Origin of the sequence: Herbiconiux aconitum, assembly GCF_024979235.1 — a bacterium.
Classification (GTDB): domain Bacteria; phylum Actinomycetota; class Actinomycetes; order Actinomycetales; family Microbacteriaceae; genus Herbiconiux; species Herbiconiux aconitum.
The window spans coordinates 350187-369924 of record NZ_JANLCM010000001.1 but is presented as its reverse complement, the minus strand read 5'-3'; the positions used below and the strand labels follow the sequence as shown (position 1 = coordinate 369924).

The 19738-nt window shown below is 68.5% G+C and carries 18 protein-coding genes; 15 read left to right on the top strand and 3 right to left on the bottom strand.

Annotated features, from left to right (window positions below):
- The first annotated feature begins 235 nt into the window (after positions 1-235).
- From N1027_RS01675 to N1027_RS01645, 7 genes are all read left to right on the top strand, one after another.
- On the top strand, positions 236-748 hold the full coding sequence (locus N1027_RS01675) for a hypothetical protein (protein WP_259504440.1): 513 nt from the start codon (positions 236-238) through the stop codon (positions 746-748).
- A 111-nt stretch (positions 749-859) separates the two neighbouring features.
- Positions 860-1930 carry a LacI family DNA-binding transcriptional regulator gene (locus N1027_RS01670; protein WP_372499647.1) on the top strand — a complete coding sequence of 357 codons (1071 nt, stop codon included), beginning with the start codon at positions 860-862 and terminating at the stop codon, positions 1928-1930.
- Between the two features lie 192 nt (positions 1931-2122).
- Positions 2123-2809 carry an L-ribulose-5-phosphate 4-epimerase gene (locus tag N1027_RS01665; RefSeq protein ID WP_259504438.1) on the top strand — a complete coding sequence of 229 codons (687 nt, stop codon included), beginning with the start codon at positions 2123-2125 and terminating at the stop codon, positions 2807-2809.
- 44 nt (positions 2810-2853) lie between these two features.
- A complete protein-coding gene (chvE, locus tag N1027_RS01660; RefSeq protein ID WP_259504435.1) occupies positions 2854-3981 on the top strand; it encodes a multiple monosaccharide ABC transporter substrate-binding protein in 1128 nt (375 codons plus the stop codon).
- Between the two features lie 119 nt (positions 3982-4100).
- Positions 4101-5648, top strand: a complete 1548-nt coding sequence (gene mmsA / locus N1027_RS01655; RefSeq protein ID WP_259504433.1) for a multiple monosaccharide ABC transporter ATP-binding protein — start codon at positions 4101-4103, stop codon at positions 5646-5648.
- A gap of 33 nt (positions 5649-5681) precedes the next feature.
- Entirely contained in the window at positions 5682-6923 is a 1242-nt protein-coding gene (gene mmsB / locus N1027_RS01650; RefSeq protein ID WP_259504421.1) for a multiple monosaccharide ABC transporter permease, read from the top strand.
- Between the two features lie 133 nt (positions 6924-7056).
- On the top strand, positions 7057-8574 hold the full coding sequence (locus tag N1027_RS01645) for an ATP-binding cassette domain-containing protein (RefSeq protein ID WP_259504420.1): 1518 nt from the start codon (positions 7057-7059) through the stop codon (positions 8572-8574).
- Positions 8575-8652: 78 nt separating this feature from the next.
- On the opposite strand, the gene galK is transcribed toward N1027_RS01645, so the two are convergent.
- On the bottom strand, positions 8653-9831 hold the full coding sequence (gene galK, locus N1027_RS01640) for a galactokinase (protein ID WP_259504418.1): 1179 nt from the start codon (positions 9829-9831) through the stop codon (positions 8653-8655).
- A complete protein-coding gene (gene galT, locus N1027_RS01635; RefSeq protein WP_259504415.1) occupies positions 9828-10976 on the bottom strand; it encodes a galactose-1-phosphate uridylyltransferase in 1149 nt (382 codons plus the stop codon). The genes galK and galT overlap by 4 nt, the downstream gene beginning before the upstream one ends.
- A gap of 90 nt (positions 10977-11066) precedes the next feature.
- Between galT and N1027_RS01630 the strand changes: the two genes are divergently transcribed.
- The 8 genes from N1027_RS01630 (at position 11067) to N1027_RS01595 (ending at position 19020) form a co-directional block, all read left to right on the top strand.
- Positions 11067-11861 (top strand): DeoR/GlpR family DNA-binding transcription regulator, encoded by a 795-nt coding sequence (locus N1027_RS01630; protein WP_259504413.1) that lies wholly within the window; start codon positions 11067-11069, stop codon positions 11859-11861.
- Positions 11862-11981: 120 nt separating this feature from the next.
- A complete protein-coding gene (locus N1027_RS01625) occupies positions 11982-13229 on the top strand; it encodes a multidrug effflux MFS transporter (RefSeq protein WP_259504412.1) in 1248 nt (415 codons plus the stop codon).
- A gap of 38 nt (positions 13230-13267) precedes the next feature.
- Complete coding sequence (locus N1027_RS01620; RefSeq protein ID WP_259504410.1) at positions 13268-14008, top strand: phosphatase PAP2 family protein; 741 nt, start codon at positions 13268-13270, stop codon at positions 14006-14008.
- Position 14009: 1 nt separating this feature from the next.
- The gene (locus tag N1027_RS01615; protein ID WP_259504408.1) at positions 14010-14891 is read left to right on the top strand and encodes a LysR family transcriptional regulator; all 882 of its coding nucleotides are present in this window, start codon (positions 14010-14012) and stop codon (positions 14889-14891) included.
- Positions 14892-15012: 121 nt separating this feature from the next.
- Positions 15013-15732: an SDR family oxidoreductase gene (locus N1027_RS01610; protein ID WP_259504406.1), complete on the top strand. Its 720-nt coding sequence runs from the start codon at positions 15013-15015 to the stop codon at positions 15730-15732.
- 144 nt (positions 15733-15876) lie between these two features.
- Positions 15877-17151 carry a saccharopine dehydrogenase family protein gene (locus N1027_RS01605; RefSeq protein WP_259504399.1) on the top strand — a complete coding sequence of 425 codons (1275 nt, stop codon included), beginning with the start codon at positions 15877-15879 and terminating at the stop codon, positions 17149-17151.
- A 2-nt stretch (positions 17152-17153) separates the two neighbouring features.
- Positions 17154-18311: an o-succinylbenzoate synthase gene (menC, locus tag N1027_RS01600; RefSeq protein WP_259504397.1), complete on the top strand. Its 1158-nt coding sequence runs from the start codon at positions 17154-17156 to the stop codon at positions 18309-18311.
- On the top strand, positions 18304-19020 hold the full coding sequence (locus N1027_RS01595) for a GNAT family N-acetyltransferase (RefSeq protein ID WP_259504396.1): 717 nt from the start codon (positions 18304-18306) through the stop codon (positions 19018-19020). Before menC ends, N1027_RS01595 begins: the two co-directional genes overlap by 8 nt.
- Here N1027_RS01595 and N1027_RS01590 read toward each other — a convergent pair.
- Positions 18906-19532, bottom strand: a complete 627-nt coding sequence (locus N1027_RS01590; RefSeq protein ID WP_259504395.1) for a hypothetical protein — start codon at positions 19530-19532, stop codon at positions 18906-18908. The two genes, N1027_RS01595 and N1027_RS01590, sit on opposite strands and share 115 nt — an antisense overlap.
- Positions 19533-19738 lie beyond the last annotated feature (206 nt).

Here is a 19738-nt window from a genome sequence, read left to right as displayed (position 1 = left end):
TGAGATTGAGAAGGGAAGTGAGCTCCATGATTTCCATCATGCCGGCGCTTTCCCCGATCCGGAGCTTCGCAGGCTAGTCCTTCTCGACTGCCCGCCTGGCTCTCCGCCAGAAAGCGCCCCCTCGCCGGGCGCGTACTGACTCCGCGCACCGCGCCATCCGCGCCCGGCGCCTCCTGCGCCCTCCGCGCCGAGTCAGCACCTCCTCGCTGGTCATCTCAATGGAAGAAGTCTTCTCGTGTTCACATCTATCAGTCGCGCCCATGATCGGGCGCTTCTCGAATTCCTCAATCCCGATCCCGTTCACTGGATCGACGCACTGCAGTTCGGTCGTGGTCTTGCCGCGGGCACGCTGCGGCGCGACTGGACCTGGCTCGCATTCGTCGACGACCGGCCGGTCGCCCGCGGTGTCTGGTGGGGTCCGGTCGGCTCGGTGCACCCCGTGGAGCTCCGGTGCCTGGCGGTCGACGCCTCGCTGCCGCACCCCGAAATCTGGGGCGCTGCACTGATCCGTTCGGCCCATCGGCAGTTCGCCGAAGCGGGCGCCATCCTCGCTCCCGACTTCGTGGTCGAGTACGACCGTGATCGCCGCGACGACCCTGCGGTCGAGCGGGCGCTCGCCTGGCGTGGCCTCGCCGCCGAGGCGGCCGGGCTCACCGTTCGCACCGACGACGGATCGGGCGATCGGGTCACCTTCTCGACTCGTCCGGTTCGGGCGAGTCAGGTGATGACCACCGCCGGTTCGCGGTGACATCGCCCGGATGTGACTGTCACTCGACGTGTGAAAGCGTCGTGTGACAGTCACATTCTCCGCCACGCCTCGGCGGCCGAAGTGTGCATAATGTAACTGCGTCCACGCTGTGTGAACGTGCACACCGGCATTGATGCGAGCGGATACGTGACCTTCGAACCCCCTTCCGAGGCGAAGCGGCCCCGTGCCCCGAGCATCCGCGACGTCGCGAAATTGGCCGGGGTCTCGCATCAGACGGTCTCCCGGGTGCTGAACGATCACCCGAGCATCCGCGAAGAAACCAAGAGCCGCGTGCTCGAGGTGATGAGTGAGCTGCAGTACCGCCCGAACCGCGCGGCGAGAGCCCTCGTCACCAGCCGGTCGCGAACCATCGGGGTGCTCACCTCCTCGCGGTCGGAATACGGGCCGGCGTCGAGCATCCAGGCCATCGAGGAGGCCGCCGTTCTGCAGGGCTACCTCGTGGTCACCGCGAACGCCGAAGGCGCCGATTCACCGTCGATCGCCCGGGCGATCACCCACCTGCTCGACCAGGCGGTGGAGGGGATCGTGGTGATCGCGCCGCAGGTGCGCGTGTTCGACACCCTCGCCGAGATGCAGCTCGACCTGCCGTTCGTGACGCTGCAGACGACCGGGCGGCTGAACGACCACGCCCTGTCGGTCGACCAGATGACGGGCGCCCGGATGATCACCCGGCACCTGATCGAACTCGGCCACCGCGGCATCTACCACCTCGCCGGCCCCCAAGACTGGATCGAGGCGGAGGCCCGGATGGAGGGGTTCCTGCGCGAGATGAGCGACCAGGACGTGCCCACGACGGCACCGATCCTCGGCGACTGGACCGCGGAGTTCGGCTATCACGCGGGCCTCGAACTGCTCCGCGTGCGCGATTTCACCGCCATCTTCTCGTCGAACGACCAGATGGCGTTGGGGCTCATACACGCCATTCACGACGTCGGGCTCGACGTGCCGCGCGACGTCAGCGTCGTGGGTTTCGACGACATCCCGGAGGCCGCCCATTTCTGGCCGCCGTTGACGACGGTGCGCCAGGATTTCGCGGAACTCGGGCGCCGGTGCGTGGCGCTGCTGATCGGCCAGGATGACGCTCCGGAGGGGGCGGAGGCGCCCGGTTCGGTCATCCCGACGCTGGTCGTCCGCCGATCGACGGCGCCTCCCGCCGCCTGATCGCCGCTTTCGACCGGAGGCTCGGTTACCGAACCGATATCTTTCCGGGTTGACACGGTAATCCCTTGTGGGACTAACATGATGATCCGATGTGACCGTTCACATCAGACCGAATGTGAACGGTCACACTCAGAGAGACAAAGGAGTCAGTCGCGTGACGACGAGCAGCCAGCCGATGCCAGGGGCATTGCGGTGAGCGGCTTCGGGCCGGAGCTCGAGGTGGGCATCGCCCGCCTCCGCGCCGAGATCGCGAACTTGCACGCCGAGCTCATGAACTACGGGCTCGTGGTGTGGACGGGCGGAAACGTCTCCGGCCGGGTGGCCGGCGCCGACCTCTTCGTGATCAAGCCCTCCGGCGTCTCCTACGAGCAGCTCGCACCCGAGAACATGATCCTCTGCGACCTCGACGGCACCGTGGTGCAGGGCACCCCGGGCGCCTCGCGTACGCCGTCGAGCGACACCGCCGCGCACGCCTACGTCTACCGGAACATGCCCGAGGTCGGCGGCGTCGTGCACACGCACTCGCCCTACGCCGTCGCATGGGCCACCCGCGGTGAGCCGATCCCCTGCGTCACGACCGCCATCGCGGCCGAGTTCGGCGGCGAGATCCCGGTCGGTCCCTTCGCCGTGATCGGCGACGACGCGATCGGCCGCGGCATCGTGGAGACCTTGAGCGGTCATCGCTCGCCCGCCGTGCTGATGCAGAACCACGGCCCTTTCACCATCGGTCCGGATGCGCGCAGCGCCGTGCGCTCGGCCGTGCTGGTCGAAGACGCCGCCCGGGCCGTACACCTGGCCCGCCAGCTCGGCGAGCCGATCCCCATCGCGCAGGACGCGCTCGACGAGCGCTACCGGCTCGCCTCACAACTCTCACCTTGACCCAAGACGAAGAAGTCCCTCACAGAAATACGAAAGGAAACACAGTGAAGATCAAGACACTGCTCGCGGGAGTCGCCGCGGGTGCACTGATGGTCAGCCTCGCAGCGTGCGCCAGCGGAGGAACGAGCACCGAAGACAGCGCCGGCGGCGGAGACGGCGGCCTGATCGGCGTCGCGATGCCGACCAAGTCCTCCGAGCGCTGGATCCAGGACGGCGACGCTGTCAAGTCGCAGCTGGAAGACGCCGGATACACCGTCGACCTGCAGTACGCGGAAGACGACATCCCCACGCAGGTCTCGCAGATCGAGAACATGATCACGAAGGGCGCCAAGGCACTCATCGTGGCGTCGATCGACGGCACCACGCTCACCAGCGTGCTGCAGGAGGCCGCCGACAACGACATCCCCGTCATCGCCTACGACCGCCTCATCCGCGACACCGAGAACGTCGACTACTACGCGTCGTTCGACAACTACAAGGTCGGCGTTCAGCAGGCCAACTCGGTGCTCAACGGCCTGGGCCTGGTCGACCTCGAGGGCGCCCCGACTGACGGTGCTCCCGCCGGCCCGTTCAACATCGAGCTGTTCGCCGGTTCGCCCGACGACAACAACGCGACCTTCTTCTGGGATGGTGCGATCGACACGCTCCAGCCCTTCATCGACAAGGGAACCCTCGTCGTGAAGAGCGGCCAGACCGACTTCGAGCAGGCTGCAACGCTCCGCTGGGATGGCGAGACCGCCCAGAAGCGCATGGAGAACCTGCTGACGTCGACCTACTCCGACGGCTCGAAGGTCAACGCGGTGCTCTCGCCCTATGACGGCATCTCGCGTGGCATCATCTCCGCTCTCACCGACGCCGGTTACTCGGTCGGCGCTGAATGGCCCACCATCTCGGGTCAGGACGCGGAGCTCGACTCGGTCAAGGCCATCGAGTCCGGTGAGCAGTTCGCCACGATCTTCAAGGACACCCGCAACCTGGCGAAGGTGGCCGTCGACATGGCGACCGCTCTGCTGGAGGGCAACGAGCCCGAGACGAACAACACCACCGACTACGACAACGGTGTGAAGGTCGTTCCTTCCTACCTGCTCGAGTCGCAGATCGTCGTCAAGGACAACATCAACGACGTCCTGGTCAAGTCCGGTTACTGGACCGAAGACGAGATCAAGGGCTAGTCAGCCCTTCTCCACGGCATCCGCCCCGCCCCGCCTGCACGCGTGGGCGGGGCGGATGTGCCGGGTCAGCACCCGGCGAGTAAGGTACAGGCCACTGGCAAGGAAGCAGGCAATCGCGCATGACGGATGACATCCAGGCGAGAACGAACATCCTCGAGATGCGAAGCATCACGAAGACATTTCCGGGCGTCAAAGCCCTTCAGAACGTGACCGTCGACGTCAAGCGCGGTGAAGTGCACGCGATCTGCGGTGAGAACGGCGCCGGCAAATCGACCCTCATGAAGGTGCTGTCGGGGGTCTACCCGCACGGTACCTATGACGGCGACATCGTGTTCGAGGGCGAAACCGTCGAGTTCCGCGACATCCGCGACTCGGAGGCCAAGGGCATCGTCATCATCCACCAGGAGCTGGCGCTCAGCCCGTTCCTCTCGATCGCCGAGAACATCTTCCTCAACAACGAGCAGAAGGGCGCGCTCGGGCTGATCGATTGGAACAAGACCAATCACGAAGCGGCGAAGCTGCTCGCCCGCGTGGGCCTGCGCGAGAACCCGACCGCGAAGATCATGGACATCGGCGTCGGCAAGCAGCAGCTGGTGGAGATCGCGAAGGCTCTCTCCAAGCGGGTGAAGCTCCTCATCCTCGACGAGCCGACCGCGGCGCTCAACGACGAGGACTCCGACCACCTGCTCGACCTCATCCTGCACCTCAAGGAGCAGGGCATCACGTCGATCATCATCAGTCACAAGCTGAACGAGATCAAGAAGGTCGCCGACACGGTCACCGTCATCCGCGACGGCAAGACCATCGAGACCATCGCCAAGACGGATGTGACCGAAGAGCGCATCATCAAAGACATGGTGGGCCGCGACCTAGAGCACCGCTACCCCGACCACACGCCGCACATCGGCGAAGAGATCCTCCGGGTCGAGGACTGGACGGCGCACCACCCGCAGGACTCCACCCGGGTCATGGTGGATGCCGTCAACCTCAACGTGCGTCGCGGCGAGATCGTGGGCATCGCAGGGCTCATGGGCGCCGGGCGCACCGAGTTCGCGATGAGCCTGTTCGGCCGCACCTACGGCACGAAGATCTCGGGACGCGTCTTCATCGACGGCAAAGAGGTGAAGACCCGCACGGTGTCCGAGGCCATCCAGAACGGATTGGCGTACGCCACCGAAGACCGCAAGACCTACGGGCTCAACCTGATCGACGACATCAAGCGCAACATCTCGATGGCGGCGCTCGACAAACTCGAACGCTTCGGCATCGTCGACGACGGCAAAGAGTTCCAGGTCGCGAACGAGTACCGCAAGAGCATGAACATCAAGGCTCCGAGCGTGCTGTCGAAGACCGGGAAGCTCTCGGGCGGAAACCAGCAGAAGGTCGTGCTCTCGAAGTGGATCTACTCCGACCCCGACGTGCTCATTCTCGACGAGCCCACCCGGGGCATCGACGTGGGCGCGAAGTACGAGATCTACAGCATCATCAACAAGCTCGCGGCGGCGGGCAAGGGCATCATCGTCATCTCTTCGGAGCTGCCGGAGCTGCTCGGCATCTGCGACCGCATCTACGCCCTCTCCGAGGGACGGATCACCGGTGAACTGCCGATCGAGGACGCCAGTCCCGAAGCCCTTCTCAAACTCATGACCATGGAAAAGCCCCGCTAGCGCCCGCGCTACCGGAGAGGAGAAACAACGACTATGTCTGACTTGGAAACCAAGCCATCCGACTCGACCGCCGCGGGCGCGCAGGTCAACCCGGTCGAGAACAAGTTCACCGATCGCCTCAGCCACATCCTGGGCGACCTCGGCAAGAACGGCATCTTCATCGCCCTGGTGCTCGTGGTGGTGCTGTTCAGCATCCTCACCAACGGCATCCTGCTGCGGCCGCAGAACATCTCCAACCTGATCGTGCAGAACGGGTACATCCTCGTTCTCGCGATCGGCATGGTGATGGTCATCATCGCCGGCCACATCGACCTCTCGGTCGGTTCGGTCGCCGCCTTCGTGGGTGCCGTCTCGGGTGTGTTCGCGGTGCAATGGGGGCTGCCGTGGTGGCTCTCGATCATCCTCTCGCTGCTCGTGGGAGCTCTGGTGGGCGTCTGGCAGGGCTTCTGGATCGCCTTCGTGGGCATACCGGCGTTCATCGTGACGCTCGCCGGCATGCTCATATTCCGCGGTCTCGCGCTCGTCGTGCTCGGCAACGCCAACATCGGCTCGTTCCCGGTGGAGTACCGTGCTCTCGGCAACGGGTTCCTCACGAACCTGTTCGGTGAGTTCCAGCTCGACCCGTTGACACTCGGCATCGCCGCCATCGCGATCATCGCCCTGTTCGTGCAGCAGTTCCGCACCCGCCGGGCGCGTCAGAGCTACAACCAGGAGGTCGAGCCCTTCGCCTGGTTCGTGACCAAGCTCATCCTGGTCGCCGTGGCGATCGGTCTGTTCGCCTTCGCCCTCGCCACCTACAAGGGCATCCCGGTCACGCTCATCGTGCTCGCCGTGCTCGTGCTCATCTACGGCATCGTGATGAACCGCTCGACCTTCGGGCGCCACATCTACGCCATCGGTGGAAACCTGCACGCGGCCGAGCTGTCGGGCATCAAGACCCGTCGCGTCACCTTCTGGCTCTTCGTGAACATGGGCTTCCTGGCGGCACTCGCCGGCCTCATCTTCACGGCCCGCCTCAACCTCGCCGGGCCGAAGGCCGGTGACGGCTTCGAACTCGAGGCCATCTCGGCGGCCTTCATCGGTGGTGCTGCGGTGCAGGGTGGTGTGGGAACCATCGGCGGCGCGATCATCGGTGGTCTGATCATCGGTGTGCTGAACAACGGTATGTCGATCCTCGGAATCGGTATCGAATGGCAGCAGGTGGTCAAGGGCCTGGTGCTGCTTCTGGCCGTGGCCTTCGACGTCTACAACCGACGCCGCTCCGGCGGCCGCTGAGCCGCAGGCGTTTCGCTCCTCCTCGCGACCCGCCGATTTCCGCCCTCCATTCTCTGGATGAGGGCGGAAATCGGCGGGTCGCGGTGCGTTGTGCGTTGCGCGGCTAGCGTTGCACCGTGATTAAGGCATGAGCATGAGCAGCGGTATGAGCAACCCGACGGATGGCGGCGTGCAGTTCACCCTCGCAACGGGCGACGTCATCGGCGCTGCCGCCGGCGAACTGGTCGCCGTGTGCGGGGAAAACGGATCGGGCCTCGACGTCGTGCTCCGCGAGGTGACCGACCGCATCGTCGCCGGCGGCACGGCGTCGGCCGCCTCCGCCGGCGGAATGCCTGCCACAGCACTCATCGGCATCCGTCGGGGCATTTCACCGAACTTCGACGTGGCCGAGAACGTGTTCCTCGGCAACGAACGCAAGAAGCGGTTGGGGCCGTTCCCGCTCGGCATCGACTGGGAGGGCACCCGGGCCGCCACCGCTGAGATCCTGAAAGGGCTCGGCTCGGAGTTGACGCCCGGGATGCGTGCCCGCGAGCTGGGCGAATACGACCGGCTGATCGTGGAGCTGGCCCGCGCACTCGCACGCTCGGCGACCTCGATCGTGCTGGACGAACCGGCGGCGCGACTCGGCGAGGCCGATACCGGCCGCTTCTTCCGGGTGCTGCGCTCGGTGCTCGACCGCGGGGTCGCGGTGCTGGTGCTCACGCAGAAGCCGCGGCAGGCCCTGGGGTATGCCGACCGACTCGTGGTGGTGCGTGATTCCGCGGTTGTGGCGGAGCATCCACGATCCGAATGGGCCGACGGGGCGGCCGCGGCCGAACGCGTGCGCGCGCACATCCTGCGCGAGCTCGTCGACCGGCAGCCCGGGGTCGCAGCCGAACGCGAGCTCGCCTCTGCCGAGCAGGCTGCCACCCGACCGGAGCTCCTGCGCATCACCGACTGGAGCGCCCACGATCCGCTCGACCCCGACGCCCTGCTCGTCGACGGCGCCGATCTCGTGGTGCATGCGGGCGAGATCGTGGGCATCGCGGGTCTCCGCCGCGCGGGCGCGCAGGCGCTGCTGCTCAGCGTGTACGGCAACTCCGCGGGCACCCGGCCGAGTGGCACGGCGTCGGTGCGCGGCGCCGTCGTGAAGACCGAGACGGTGGAGCAGGCGATCGCCGCGGGCCTCTTCTTCGCCTCGACGGATGCGCCGCAGTACCGGGTGCGGTTCGTCGGTGGCATCGCGGTGCCGGTCTCCTCGTCGAAACTGCCGGGCCTCGTCAAAGCCGGGCTCGTCGACCGTGACAGCGACCTCGGGCCGGGCGACGGCTGGGGCGGGAAGCTGCTCGGTGCCGTGCGCTCACTCAGCCGCGAGGGGTCGCAGGGCGACCAGATCCGCGGGCTGGTGAAAGAGTTCGCGGCCTCGGATCGACAGGTGCTGCTGCTCGGCGACCCGACCGCCGGTGCGACGCCCGCCGAGCGTGCCGAGGTGCACGCCGGCCTCGCCCGCATCGCCCGCTCGGGCAAGGCAGTGGTGATCGCCTCCACCGACCTCGCGGAGCTCTTGGGCGTCTGCGACCGAGTAATCGGCATGTCCGCCGGTCGTGTGACCGGCGAGGTTCCCGGCGCCTCCGACCCGGCGCTCCTCGCCGCCCTCATCGTGCGGGACTGATCCCTCGCGGTGGTGACTCGTCCCAAATGGGGCGAAATCCTGGGATTCTGCCCGATTTGGGACGAGTCGGACGCGGAGTCAGTAGGAAAGCGGCTCGCGGGTGGCGCCTCGGGTGGGGGTGACCGTGAAGACGTCGGGGGCGCCGAAGCCCGCCGCCGCGAACGCGGCGAGCGTGGCGGTGCGCAGGGCCTCGACCTTGGCGGCGGGGATGACGGCGATCGCCGATCCGCCGAAGCCGCCGCCGGTCATCCGGGCTCCGATCGCGCCGTGCTGCTGGGCCGTGGTGACCGCGAGGTCGAGTTCGGGCACCGAGATCTCGAAGTCGTCGCGCATCGAGACGTGCGAGGCATCCAGCAGCGGGCCGATCGCGGTGGCGCCCTGGTCGCGCAGGGTGCGCACCGTCTCGAGCACGCGCTCGTTCTCGGTGATGACGTGCCGCACCCGGCGGAAGGTCTCGTCGTCGAGCTCGCGCGAGGCGCGCGGGAGGTCGTCGACCGTCAGGTCGCGGAGCGAGGTCACGCCGAGCAGCTGCGCACCGAGCTCGCAGGATGCGCGGCGTGCCGCATATCCACCGGTCGCGTGCTCGTGCGCCACCTTGGTGTCGATGACCGCGATGGTGAGACCGGAGTCGGAGAGACCGAGGGGGATCACAGAGGCATCGAGCGAGCGGCAGTCGAGCAGCACCACGGAGTCCTGCTCACCGAGGAGCGACGCCGACTGGTCCATGATGCCGGTCGGGGCGCCGACGACCTGGTTCTCGTTGAACTGGCCGATCCGCGCGATCGACTGGCGGTCGTAGCCGAGCGACCACAGCTCGGTGATGGCGAGGCCGAATACGCTCTCGAGCGCCGCGGAGGAGGAGAGGCCGGCGCCGACAGGGATGTCGGACTCCAGGTAGGCGTCGAAACCGAAGGCCGCGTCGAGCACCGAGCCGAACTCCGTCGCGCCCCACACCATGCCGAGCGGGTAGGCCGACCAACCGCTGACCGTCGCGGGCGAGATGTCGTCGAGGGCGATCTCGACGGTCTCGGGTGCGAACGACGTGGCGATGCGGATGACGCGGTCGTCACGACGACGCACGGCCATGACGGTGCGGCGGTCGATCGCGAAGGGCAGCACGAAGCCGTCGTTGTAGTCGGTGTGCTCGCCGATCAGGTTCACCCGGCCGGGTGCCGACCAGAGCGAGTCCGGCGCCTCACCGAAGCGGGCGGCGAATCCGTCGACCACGGAGTGTTGGAGGGAGGAGGCGGCGTTCACAGGTTCTGGTCCGATCGTTCGAGGGCTTCGCGCAGCAAGGCCGCGCTGGTCTCCGGGAGCACGTCTCCGATGAAGGCTCCCATGGCCGCCTCCGAGCCCGCCAGGAACTTCAGTTTGTCGGCCGCGCGGCGAGGCGAGGTGATCTGCAGCATGAGGCGGATGTCGTCGCGGTGGGCGTGCACCGGCGCCTGGTGCCAGGCGGAGATGTAGGGGGTGGGGGTGTCGTAGACGGCATCGACGGCCCGCAGGAGGCGCCGGTAGAGCACCGCCAGCTCGTCGCGTTCCTCCTCCGTCAGGCCGGCGAAGTCGGGCACGTGGCGGTGGGGGAGCAGGTGCAGCTCCAGAGGCCAGCGGGCGGCGAACGGCACGAACGCGGTGAAGTGCTCGCCCCGGTAGACCACACGATCCGACTCCTGCTCGAAGGCGAGGATGTCGGCGAAGAGCGTGGGCCCGTAGCTCTCGATCGACGCGATCAGCTTCTGCGTGCGCGGCGTGATGTAGGGGTAGGCGTAGATCTGGCCGTGCGGGTGGTGCAGCGTGACGCCGATCGCCTCACCGCGGTTCTCGAACGGGAACACCTGCTCGACGCCGGGCATCGCCGACAGCGCCGCCGTGCGGTCGGCCCAGGCCTCGACCACCGTTCGGGCGCGCGACTCGGAGAGCGTCGCGAACGAGCCGTCGGTGTCGGGGCTGAAACACACCACCTCGCAGCGGCCGACGGAGGGGCGGGTGCGGCCGAGACCGATGCGGCCGAGCTCGGCGAGCGCGGCCGAGTCGTCGTAACGTCCGGATGCGCCGGTGACGGCGGCGAGATCCGGTCCGAACGACGGCGACTTGTTCTCGAACACCGCCACGTCGTAGTTGCTCGGCACCTCGGTGAGGTTGTCGGGCGTCGACGGAGCAAGCGGGTCGAGATGCTTGGGCGGGAGCACCACGCGGTTCTGGCGTGCGGAGGCGATGGAGACCCATTCACCGGTCAGCGGGTCCTGCCGCATGGAGGCGACGGCGGGCCGCTCGGCGGGGGGTCGGGCATCCGGTGCCCGCTCCGGGGCGAGGGTGGTGTCGGCGTCGTCGAAGTAGATGAGTTCGCGGCCGTCGGAGAGGTGGTGCACACGCTTGACGATGCCGTGGGAGAGCTGTTTCACACCACGAGTAAGCCACTTTCGATACCACAAGTCAAGTCGGGATGCTCCTTGAGAATTGACAAGTAAAGCGAAGTATTCGAAACTCGGCGCATGGCCATCGAATTCGAGCAGCTCCCCGCGGCCGTACGGCGCGAGCGCATTCTGGCCCGCGTCTCGGAGACCGGGTTCGTGCGGGTGGCCGACCTGAGTCGGGAATTCGGGGTCTCGGAGGTCACCGTCCGGTCGGACCTGGATGCCATCGAGCGCGAGAACCCGATCGATCGGGTGCACGGCGGCGCGGTGCTCCGGGGCGGCGCTTCGCTCCGCGAGGAGCCCTTCGAGCAGGCGCTCGCCACGTCGGCCGACGAGAAGCGGCGCATCGGCGTGGCCGCGGCCGCTCTCGTGCGCAGTGGCGACAGCATCATCCTCGACGTCGGCACGACCCCCGCCGCCGTCGCTGCAGCCCTCCTCGAACGCGACGACCTCGACGACCTCGTGATCGTGACCAACAGCCTCACCACCGCCCTCAGCCTCGAACCCGCCATTCCGCGTTTCACCGTGGTGGTCACCGGCGGCACGCTGCGCCCACTGCAGCACTCCCTCGTCGCGCCTTTCGCGGCGAAGGTGCTCGACGAGCTGCACGTCGACCTGGCGTTCCTCGGCGGCACCGGCGTGCATCCGGAAGGCGGAGCGACCAACGTCAACCTGGCCGAGACAGAGGTGAAGCGCGCCATGCTGCTCTCGGCCGATCGGGCCGTATTCGTGGCCGACGCCTCGAAGGTCGGGCGGGTCGACCTCGGCCGCATCGGCGCGATCGAGGAGTTCGACACCCTGGTCACCTCGGGGATCGCCGACGAGGTGCGCGAATCCTTCCTCGCTCGAGGACTCGCCGTCGTCGTCACCTGACGAACACGGCGTCTCACGCCCTAGACTTTTCTGGACGCCGGGGGATGAGATTCCTTGCCGGGCGGACAATCGCCATCGTCGGCCCCCGGATCGCGGCAGTGCGCCCGCAGGAATGTCATCGTGACCACAGCAACATCGCCCATCACCGTCGTTCACCCCGGCGACTCCCTCACCACCCGGCAGCGGCTGGTCTACGTGATCATCCTCGGGGCACTCACCGCACTCGGGCCCTTCACCATCGACCTCTACCTGCCGGCCTTCCCGGTGCTCGAAGCCGACTTCGACGTGCCGGCCGCGCTCATCCAACTCACCCTCACCGGCACAACGATCGGCTTCGCGCTCGGCCAACTGCTGGTGGGCCCGTGGAGTGACCGGGTGGGGCGACGGATGCCCATCATCATCGCCTCGAGCCTGCACGTGGTGGCCTGCGTGGGTGCCGCGGTGGCACCCGACATCTGGACCCTCGGCGTCTTCCGGGTGCTGCAGGGCATGGGCGCGGCGGCCGGTGGCGTGGTGGCGATGGCGATGGTGCGCGACCTGTTCGGTGGGCGGCCGCTCGTCGTGATGCTCTCGCGCCTCGCGCTGGTGAGCGGACTCGCGCCGATCGTGGCGCCGGTGATCGGGTCGCAGCTGCTGCTCGTCATCGACTGGCGCGGCATCTTCTGGTTCCTGGCCGCCTACGGGGCGCTCGTCATCGTCGTGGTGGCGCTGTGGATACGCGAGACCCTCCCGGTCGAACGGCGGCACGACTCGGGCCACACCACCACTCGGCAGAGATATCGGGCGGTGCTCACCGATCCGGTGTTCGTCGGGGTCGCGATCATCGGGGGCATGACGTTCTCGGGTCTGTTCTCCTACCTCTCGGCGAGCTCCTTCCTCTTCCAGCAGGTCTACGGCTTCGACGCGCAGCAGTTCGGTATCGTCTTCGCCGTGAACTCACTCGGTGTGGTGGGCGGAGCGCAGCTCAGTGCGCGACTCACGAAGTACTTCGGGCCGCAGTGGATCATCGCGGTCTCGACGGTGCTGCTGCTGGCCTGCGCGGCCATGATCATCCTGTTCGACCACCTCGGGTTCGGGCTGCTCGGAACATTGATTCCGCTCTGGTTCTTCATCTTCGCCTGCGGTCTCACCTTCCCCTGCGTGCAGGTGCTGGCGCTCAACGCGCACGGGCACGAAGCCGGCACGGCGGCCTCGCTGCTGGGGGCCGTGAACTTCGGGCTGGCCGGCATCGTCTCGCCGCTCGTGGGCGTGCTGGGCATCGGCAGCTCCACCCCGATGGCGTCGGTGATGGCGGGCACGGCCGTGGTGAGCATCCTGTCGCTCTGGCTGATCGTGCGCCCCAAGCGGGTGCCTGCACTCACCCGCTGAGCGCTGCCGGATGCGGCCGACCGGGGTAGTCTCGCGAGATGCCCTCCGACGCCGGCCACGACGCCCCTCCCGACGCCGCTGACGGCGCCGCGCCCGCTGTACTCGCCCCGGGAGCGTCGACCGCTCCCGCTCCCGCCCAGGTGGCCCGCCGCTGGCCGGTCGTATCGGGTGCGGTGGCTGTGCTGCTCGTGCTCGGACTCGGCGCGATCGTGGTGGTGCGCGAACGCCTGCTGCCGTTCGGGTTCGATGCCGAGTGGATGGAGGAGATGGTCGAGCACCGGTCGCCGTTCTGGGTGGTGCCGTCGCTCGTGATGAACTCGCTCGGCGGCGGGGTGATCGCGGTGTTCGTGGTGCCGATCGTGGTGATCGTGGCGCTACTGCTCTTCCGGCGTCCCTGGGCAGCGTTGTACTTCGTGATCGCCATCATTGTGAGCGCGGCGCTGGTGCAGATTCTCAAGTCCGCCATCGGGCGGCCGCGCCCGGAGCAGATCCTCGTCGTCTCCGACTTCGGCTCCTTTCCCTCGGGCCATTCGGCCAACGCGGCGACCCTCGCGGTGACGCTCGGCATCGTGTTCGTGCGGGTGTGGATCTGGGTGGCCGGCTCCGTCTACACGCTGCTCATGATGGCGAGCCGCACCTACCTCGGCGCGCACTGGCTGAGCGACACCATCGGCGGCCTCCTGCTCGGCGCGGGGGTCGCGGTGCTGCTCTGGGCGCCGTTCGCGGCGAAGCTCTACGACGAACGCGTGCGGGCGCATCCGCCGGTCTGGGTGCGCTGACGTGGCCGATCTCGACCTGCGCAAGCTGCGGTATTTCGCGGTCGTGGCCGAGGAGCTGAACTTCGGGAGAGCCGCCGAGCGGCTGCGGATCGCCCAGCCGGTGCTGAGCCGGCAGATCGCGGCCCTCGAGAAGGAGCTCGGCGCCGAGCTCTTCGAGCGCTCGCAGCGCGGCACCCGGCTCACCGCGGCCGGGACGGCGCTCCGCGACGACGCCCGCGACATCCTCACCGAGGCCGCCGCGCTGCAGCGCCGGGTGCGGCGGGGGAGTCGTGCCGGCCGGAGCCTCGGGCTCGGGTTCATGCCGGGGCTGATCGTGACCCCGGTGGTGCGGGCGCTCACGGAGCGGTTCCCCGCGCTCACCGTGGAGGTGGTGCGCACCTCGTGGGACGACCAGGTGGAGATGGTGCACGACGGGCGCATCGACGCGAGCTTCGTGCGGCTGCCCATTTCCCGCGACGGATTGCGGGTGACGCTGCTGTTCGGCGAGCCGCGCGTGGTGGCGCTGCCGGCGTCGCACGAGCTGGCGTCGTCGTCGGCGGGGGTGCGGCTGGCCGATCTGCTGCCGCTGCGGCTGCTGCAGGCTCCGGATGTGGTTCCCGAGTGGCGGGATGCGCTCCGGTCAGCGGGTGTCGACCCACAGAAGGCGGGGCGCGGTCGGCCGGTGGTGCACACGGTCGAGGAGAAGCTCGAGCAGGTGGCGGCCCTCCGCGGGGTGGTGGTGCTGCCGGAGTCGACGGCGCGCTTCTACACGCGACCGGATGTCGTCTACCGGGTCGTCGACGACCTGCCGCCGAACGAGGTGGCGGTGGTTTCGGAAGCGCGCAACGAGTTGGCGGAGATCGAGGCGCTGCACGAGCTCGCCGTGCGATTGATGCGCGCGTAGGGCGCCGCGGTGATACCCGTCGGGTATCGCAGCGATGCTGAAGTGGTCTTGGACGAAGCGGCGGCCCGGGTCGCAGAGTGGAGGCATCCCATTCCGTTTCCCGTCTGAATCGAGCCCCACCATGTCTCTCTCCGCATCCACCGTCGTCGTTCTCGGTGGCAGCAGCGGCATCGGCTTCGCGGTGGCCCGCGCGGCCGTCGCCGCCGGCGCCCGCGTCGTCATCGCCTCCAGCAGCCCGGCCCGTGTCGAGGCGGCGGTCGCCCAGCTCGGCCCGGCGGCCGGAGGCTACGCGGTCGACGCCTCCGATTCCGTCGCCCTCGATGCCTTCTTCGCTGCGGTCGGCCCTTTCGACCACCTCGTGTACACCGCCGCCGGTACCTTGACCCCCGTGACGCTGGCCGACTACACGGCGAAGGCTGCCCGAGATTTCTTCTCGCTGCGGCTGGTCTCGGCGCTCGACGCGGTGCGTGCGGCACTCCCTCAGCTCGCGACGAGCGGGTCGATCACGCTGACCTCGGGCTCGGCCGCCCACCGCTCGGGCGCCGGCTGGGTGCTCGGGGCGGCGGCATCCGGGGCCATGATCTCGGCGACGCGGGCGCTCGCGGTCGAGCTCGCGCCGATCCGCGTCAACGTGGTCGCGCCCGGGGTGGTGCGGAGCCCGCTCTGGGCCGGACTGAGCGCGGCCGAGCAGGAGTCGATGTATGCCGGGGTGGGTGCATCCGTGCCGCTCGGGCGGGTGGCGGAGGTGGAGGACGTGGCGAAGGCCTACCTCTACGCGATGGAGCAGCACTACGCGACCGGCTCCGAGATCCTGGTCGACGGCGGCGGCATCCTGGCCTGAAGTGCGCCCCGACCGGTAACGTCGACCCACCGTGGGGGTGTCACAGCATCCTGGCCTGAACCGCGCCCTGACGGTAACGTCGACCCACCGTGGGGGTGTCACAGCATCCTGGCCTGAACCGCGCCCGAACGGTAACGTCGACCCATGAGAATCCTCCTTGTGGGTGCCGGCGGAGTGGGCGACGCCATCGCGAAGATCGCCGCCCGCCGCGACTTCTACGAACTGCTCGTCGTCACCGACTACGACTTGGCGCGGGCCGAGCGCACGGTCGCCTGGATCGCCGCGAAGCACGGCGCCGACGTGGCCGCCCGCTTCGCCGCCGACCGGATCGACGCCTCCGACCCCGACGACGTGGCTGCCGTGGCCGAGAAGCACGGCGCCACCCACGTGATGAACGCCGTGGAGCCCAAGTTCGTGCCCACCATCTTCGCCGGCGCGCTCGCCGCGGGGGCCGACTACCTCGACATGGCGATGAGCCTCTCCGAGCCGCACCCCACCGATCCGTACACCGAGACCGGCGTGAAGCTCGGCGACGACCAGTTCGCCCAGGCGCCCGATTGGGAGAAGAGCGGCCGACTGGCGCTCGTCGGCATCGGCGTCGAACCGGGCCTCAGCGACGTCTTCGCCCGCTACGCCGCCGACCATCTGTTCAGCGAGATCGACGAACTGGGCACCCGCGACGGCGCGAACCTCGTGGTGCGCGACTCCGACGGCAACGAGATCTTCGCCCCCTCCTTCTCCATCTGGACCACGATCGAGGAGTGCCTGAACCCGCCCGTCATCTGGGAGAAGGATCGCGGCTGGTTCACCACGCCCCCCTTCTCCGAACCCGAGGTCTTCACCTTTCCGGAGGGCATCGGCGACGTCGAGTGCGTGAACGTCGAGCATGAGGAGGTGCTGCTGATGCCGCGCTGGGTGGATGCGAAACGCGTCACCTTCAAGTACGGGCTCGGTAACGAGTTCATCGGCATCCTGAAGACGCTGCACCAGCTCGGCCTCGACAAGACCACCCCCGTGAAGGTGCGGTCGGCGAACGGCCCGGTCGAGGTCGCCCCGCGCGACGTCGTGGCTGCCGGCCTTCCCGACCCGGCGACCCTCGGCCCCTTCATGACCGGCAAGACCTGCGCCGGCCTCTGGGTGACGGGCACCGGCACCGACGGGAAGCCGCGCGAGGTCTACCTCTACCACGTGAGCGACAACGAGTGGACGATGGCCGAATACGAGGCCCAGTGCGTCGTGTGGCAGACCGCTCTCAACCCCGTGATCGCGCTCGAGCTGCTGGCCGCCGGCACCTGGTCGGGCACCGGCGTGCTCGGGCCGGAGGCCTTCGACGCCAAGGCGTTCCTCGACCTGATGGCCGCACCCGTCGACTCCGGCGGCTACGGTCAGGCCTGGGGGCTCGAGGACAGGCTGGCCTGATCATGACCACGCTGGTTCCGGTGCACTCGAGCGGTTCCGCCCTCCCCGTGGTGGTGGAGGCGGTGGAGCTGCATCGGGTAGCCATGCCGCTCGTGCGCCCCTTCGAGACCAGCTTCGGTCGGCAGACCGCCCGTGAGGTGCTGCTGGTGCGGGTGGTCACGGATGCGGGTGACGGCTGGGGCGAGTGCGTCGCCATGGCCGACCCCGTCTACTCCAGCGAGTACGTCGACGGCTGCGCCGACGTGATCCGCAGCTACCTCGCCCCGGCCCTGCTCGACGCCGGCACGGTGCGCGCCGCGGATGTCGCGAGCGTGCTCGACTTCGTGATCGGGCACCGGATGGCGAAGGCCGCGGTGGAGACGGCCGTTCTCGACGCGCAACTGCGGGCATCCGGAACCAGCTTCGGGGAGTACTTCGGTGCTGTGCGCCCCGAGGTCGACTGCGGGGTCTCGGTGGGCATCGCGCCCGACCTCGACTCCCTGCTCGCCGAGGTCGACGGCTACGTCGCCGAGGGTTATCGCCGCATCAAACTCAAGATCAAACCGGGCTGGGACCTCGAACCGGTCGCCGCCGTTCGCGCCCTGCTCGGCCGTGACGCTCTGCTGCAGGTGGACGCCAACACCGCCTACACGATCGCCGACATCGACCACCTGCGGGAACTCGACGCTTTCGGTCTGCTGCTGATCGAGCAGCCCTTCGTGGAGGAGGACATCGCCGCCCACGTGCGCCTCGCCCGCGCGATCGACACCCCGGTCTGCCTCGACGAGTCGATCACGAGTGTGGGGGTGGCGATCGACGCGATCGAGCGGGACGCGACCGCCATCGTCAACATCAAGGCCGGGCGCGTGGGCGGCTACCTCGAAGCCATCCGCATCCACGACGCCTGCCTCGAACGTGATGTGCCGGTCTGGTGCGGGGGCATGCTCGAGACCGGCATCGGGCGGGCGGCCAATGTAGCGCTCGCCGCTCTGCCCGGCTTCACCCTGCCGGGCGACACGAGCGCCTCGAACCGCTACTTCGCCGAAGACCTCACCGAGTCGTTCGTGCTCGTCGACGGGCGTCTCGCCGTGCCGACCGGCCCTGGTTCGGGGGTGACGGTGCGCACGGAGTTGGTGGAGGAGTGGAAGTCGCGCCCCACGCAGCTGATCACGCGTGCCTGAGCGAACGGATGCGCCGGGTCGGCTCCGCGTCAGGCCCTACGACCCGCAGCTCCCGAGCGACCGGCAGGCGGTGCTCCAGATCTGCCTGAAGACGGGCGACGCCGGGGCCGACGCCACGGCCGCGTTCCCCGACCCGCGCGAGCTCACCGAACGCTATGCGGCGCCCTACCTCGACCTCGAGCCCGGGCTCGCCTTCGTGGCCGAGCGGGAGGCACAGGGTGGGGAAGACGGGGGCGAGGTGCTCGGCTACGTGCTCGGCGCATCCGACACCCGCAGCTTCGCGGCCCGTTTCGTAGCTCGGGAGAGCTCGCTCCGCAGCGCCGCTCGAGCCGAACACGCAGCCCGGATGCTCGTGCCCGAGCTCGCTGCGTTCCCCGCGCACCTGCATGTCGACCTTCTGCCGTCGGCGCAAGGCCAGGGCGGCGGCCGGATGCTCGTCGAGACCCTGCTCGACCGGCTCCGGCAGCTCGGCGTGGCGGGTGTGCACCTCGGGGTCGACCCGCGCAACACCGGTGCGCTCGCCTTCTACCCCCGTCTCGGCTTCGCCGAGTCCCGCCCGGGCTTCTTCACCCGTGCGTTGCGGGCAGTGACGGATCAGCCCAAGACGAGCGACGACGGCGACATGAGCGCGATCAGGACGAGCGCCAGCAGCGAGATCGCCCCGACCATACAGAGCCCACCGACCCAGGGCCAGCGTTCGAACCAGTAGACGAGGTCGGGCGACTGGGCGCGCAGTCGCGATGCGGTGATCGGATCGGCGAACCGCCGCACCGGCACGTCGAAGGCTCCCGCGATCGCCTCGATGTCGTCGTTCGACCAGAACTCCCCACGCATGCGTAGCAGCAGCTCGCCCGACGAATCCAGCAGGAACAGCTGGCGGTGCGTCTCGGTGGACACGCCGCGGTACACGTCGATGATGTGCGCGGCCGCGATGCGCTTGGCCGGGATGCGGTTGTCGTGCCGGAAGAATCCGCGCTCCACCAATCCGTCGCGCCCGATGCGGATGCTCACACCCCGGAGCAGCCACGCCGCCGTCAGGTAGATCGCGGCGATGAAGAGAAAGGCGATGATGACCCGAGGCCAGGTTCCGCGCGGGATGGAGAACCAGAGCATGGCGGCGAGGATCGGGAGGGTGAGGGTGGCCGCCACGAGGCGGGTCTGGCGGGAGATCTGGTCGCGCGGTCGCACTACGGCGGCGACGGAGCTGTTGCGCAGACTCATCCGTTCTCGAATTCTCTGAAGTGGTGAGGCTCTCTGGCCTGGACACCTGCGATGTTACGGGGCGCCGTCGGCCGGGAACAGAGGCCATCCGGGGGACACGGGAGGCCCCACTCCCAGCGGGCGCTCAGCGGGTGTACACCGACGTGCGACCCGTTCGGGCCCGGCTGCGCACACGCGACGACGGCCGGATGCCTGGGTGGGCATCC

Bases quoted from the DNA above. Each gene is read 5' to 3' on its own strand.
- mmsA (WP_259504433.1), top strand. From the start codon at position 4,101: ATGACGGATGACATCCAGGCGAGAACGAACATCCTCGAGATGCGAAGC.
- mmsB (WP_259504421.1), top strand. From the start codon at position 5,682: ATGTCTGACTTGGAAACCAAGCCATCCGACTCGACCGCCGCGGGCGCG.
- N1027_RS01645 (WP_259504420.1), top strand. From the start codon at position 7,057: ATGAGCAGCGGTATGAGCAACCCGACGGATGGCGGCGTGCAGTTCACC.
- N1027_RS01630 (WP_259504413.1), top strand. From the start codon at position 11,067: ATGGCCATCGAATTCGAGCAGCTCCCCGCGGCCGTACGGCGCGAGCGC.
- N1027_RS01620 (WP_259504410.1), top strand. From the start codon at position 13,268: ATGCCCTCCGACGCCGGCCACGACGCCCCTCCCGACGCCGCTGACGGC.
- N1027_RS01610 (WP_259504406.1), top strand. From the start codon at position 15,013: ATGTCTCTCTCCGCATCCACCGTCGTCGTTCTCGGTGGCAGCAGCGGC.
- N1027_RS01605 (WP_259504399.1), top strand. From the start codon at position 15,877: ATGAGAATCCTCCTTGTGGGTGCCGGCGGAGTGGGCGACGCCATCGCG.
- menC (WP_259504397.1), top strand. From the start codon at position 17,154: ATGACCACGCTGGTTCCGGTGCACTCGAGCGGTTCCGCCCTCCCCGTG.
- N1027_RS01590 (WP_259504395.1), bottom strand. From the start codon at position 19,532: ATGAGTCTGCGCAACAGCTCCGTCGCCGCCGTAGTGCGACCGCGCGAC.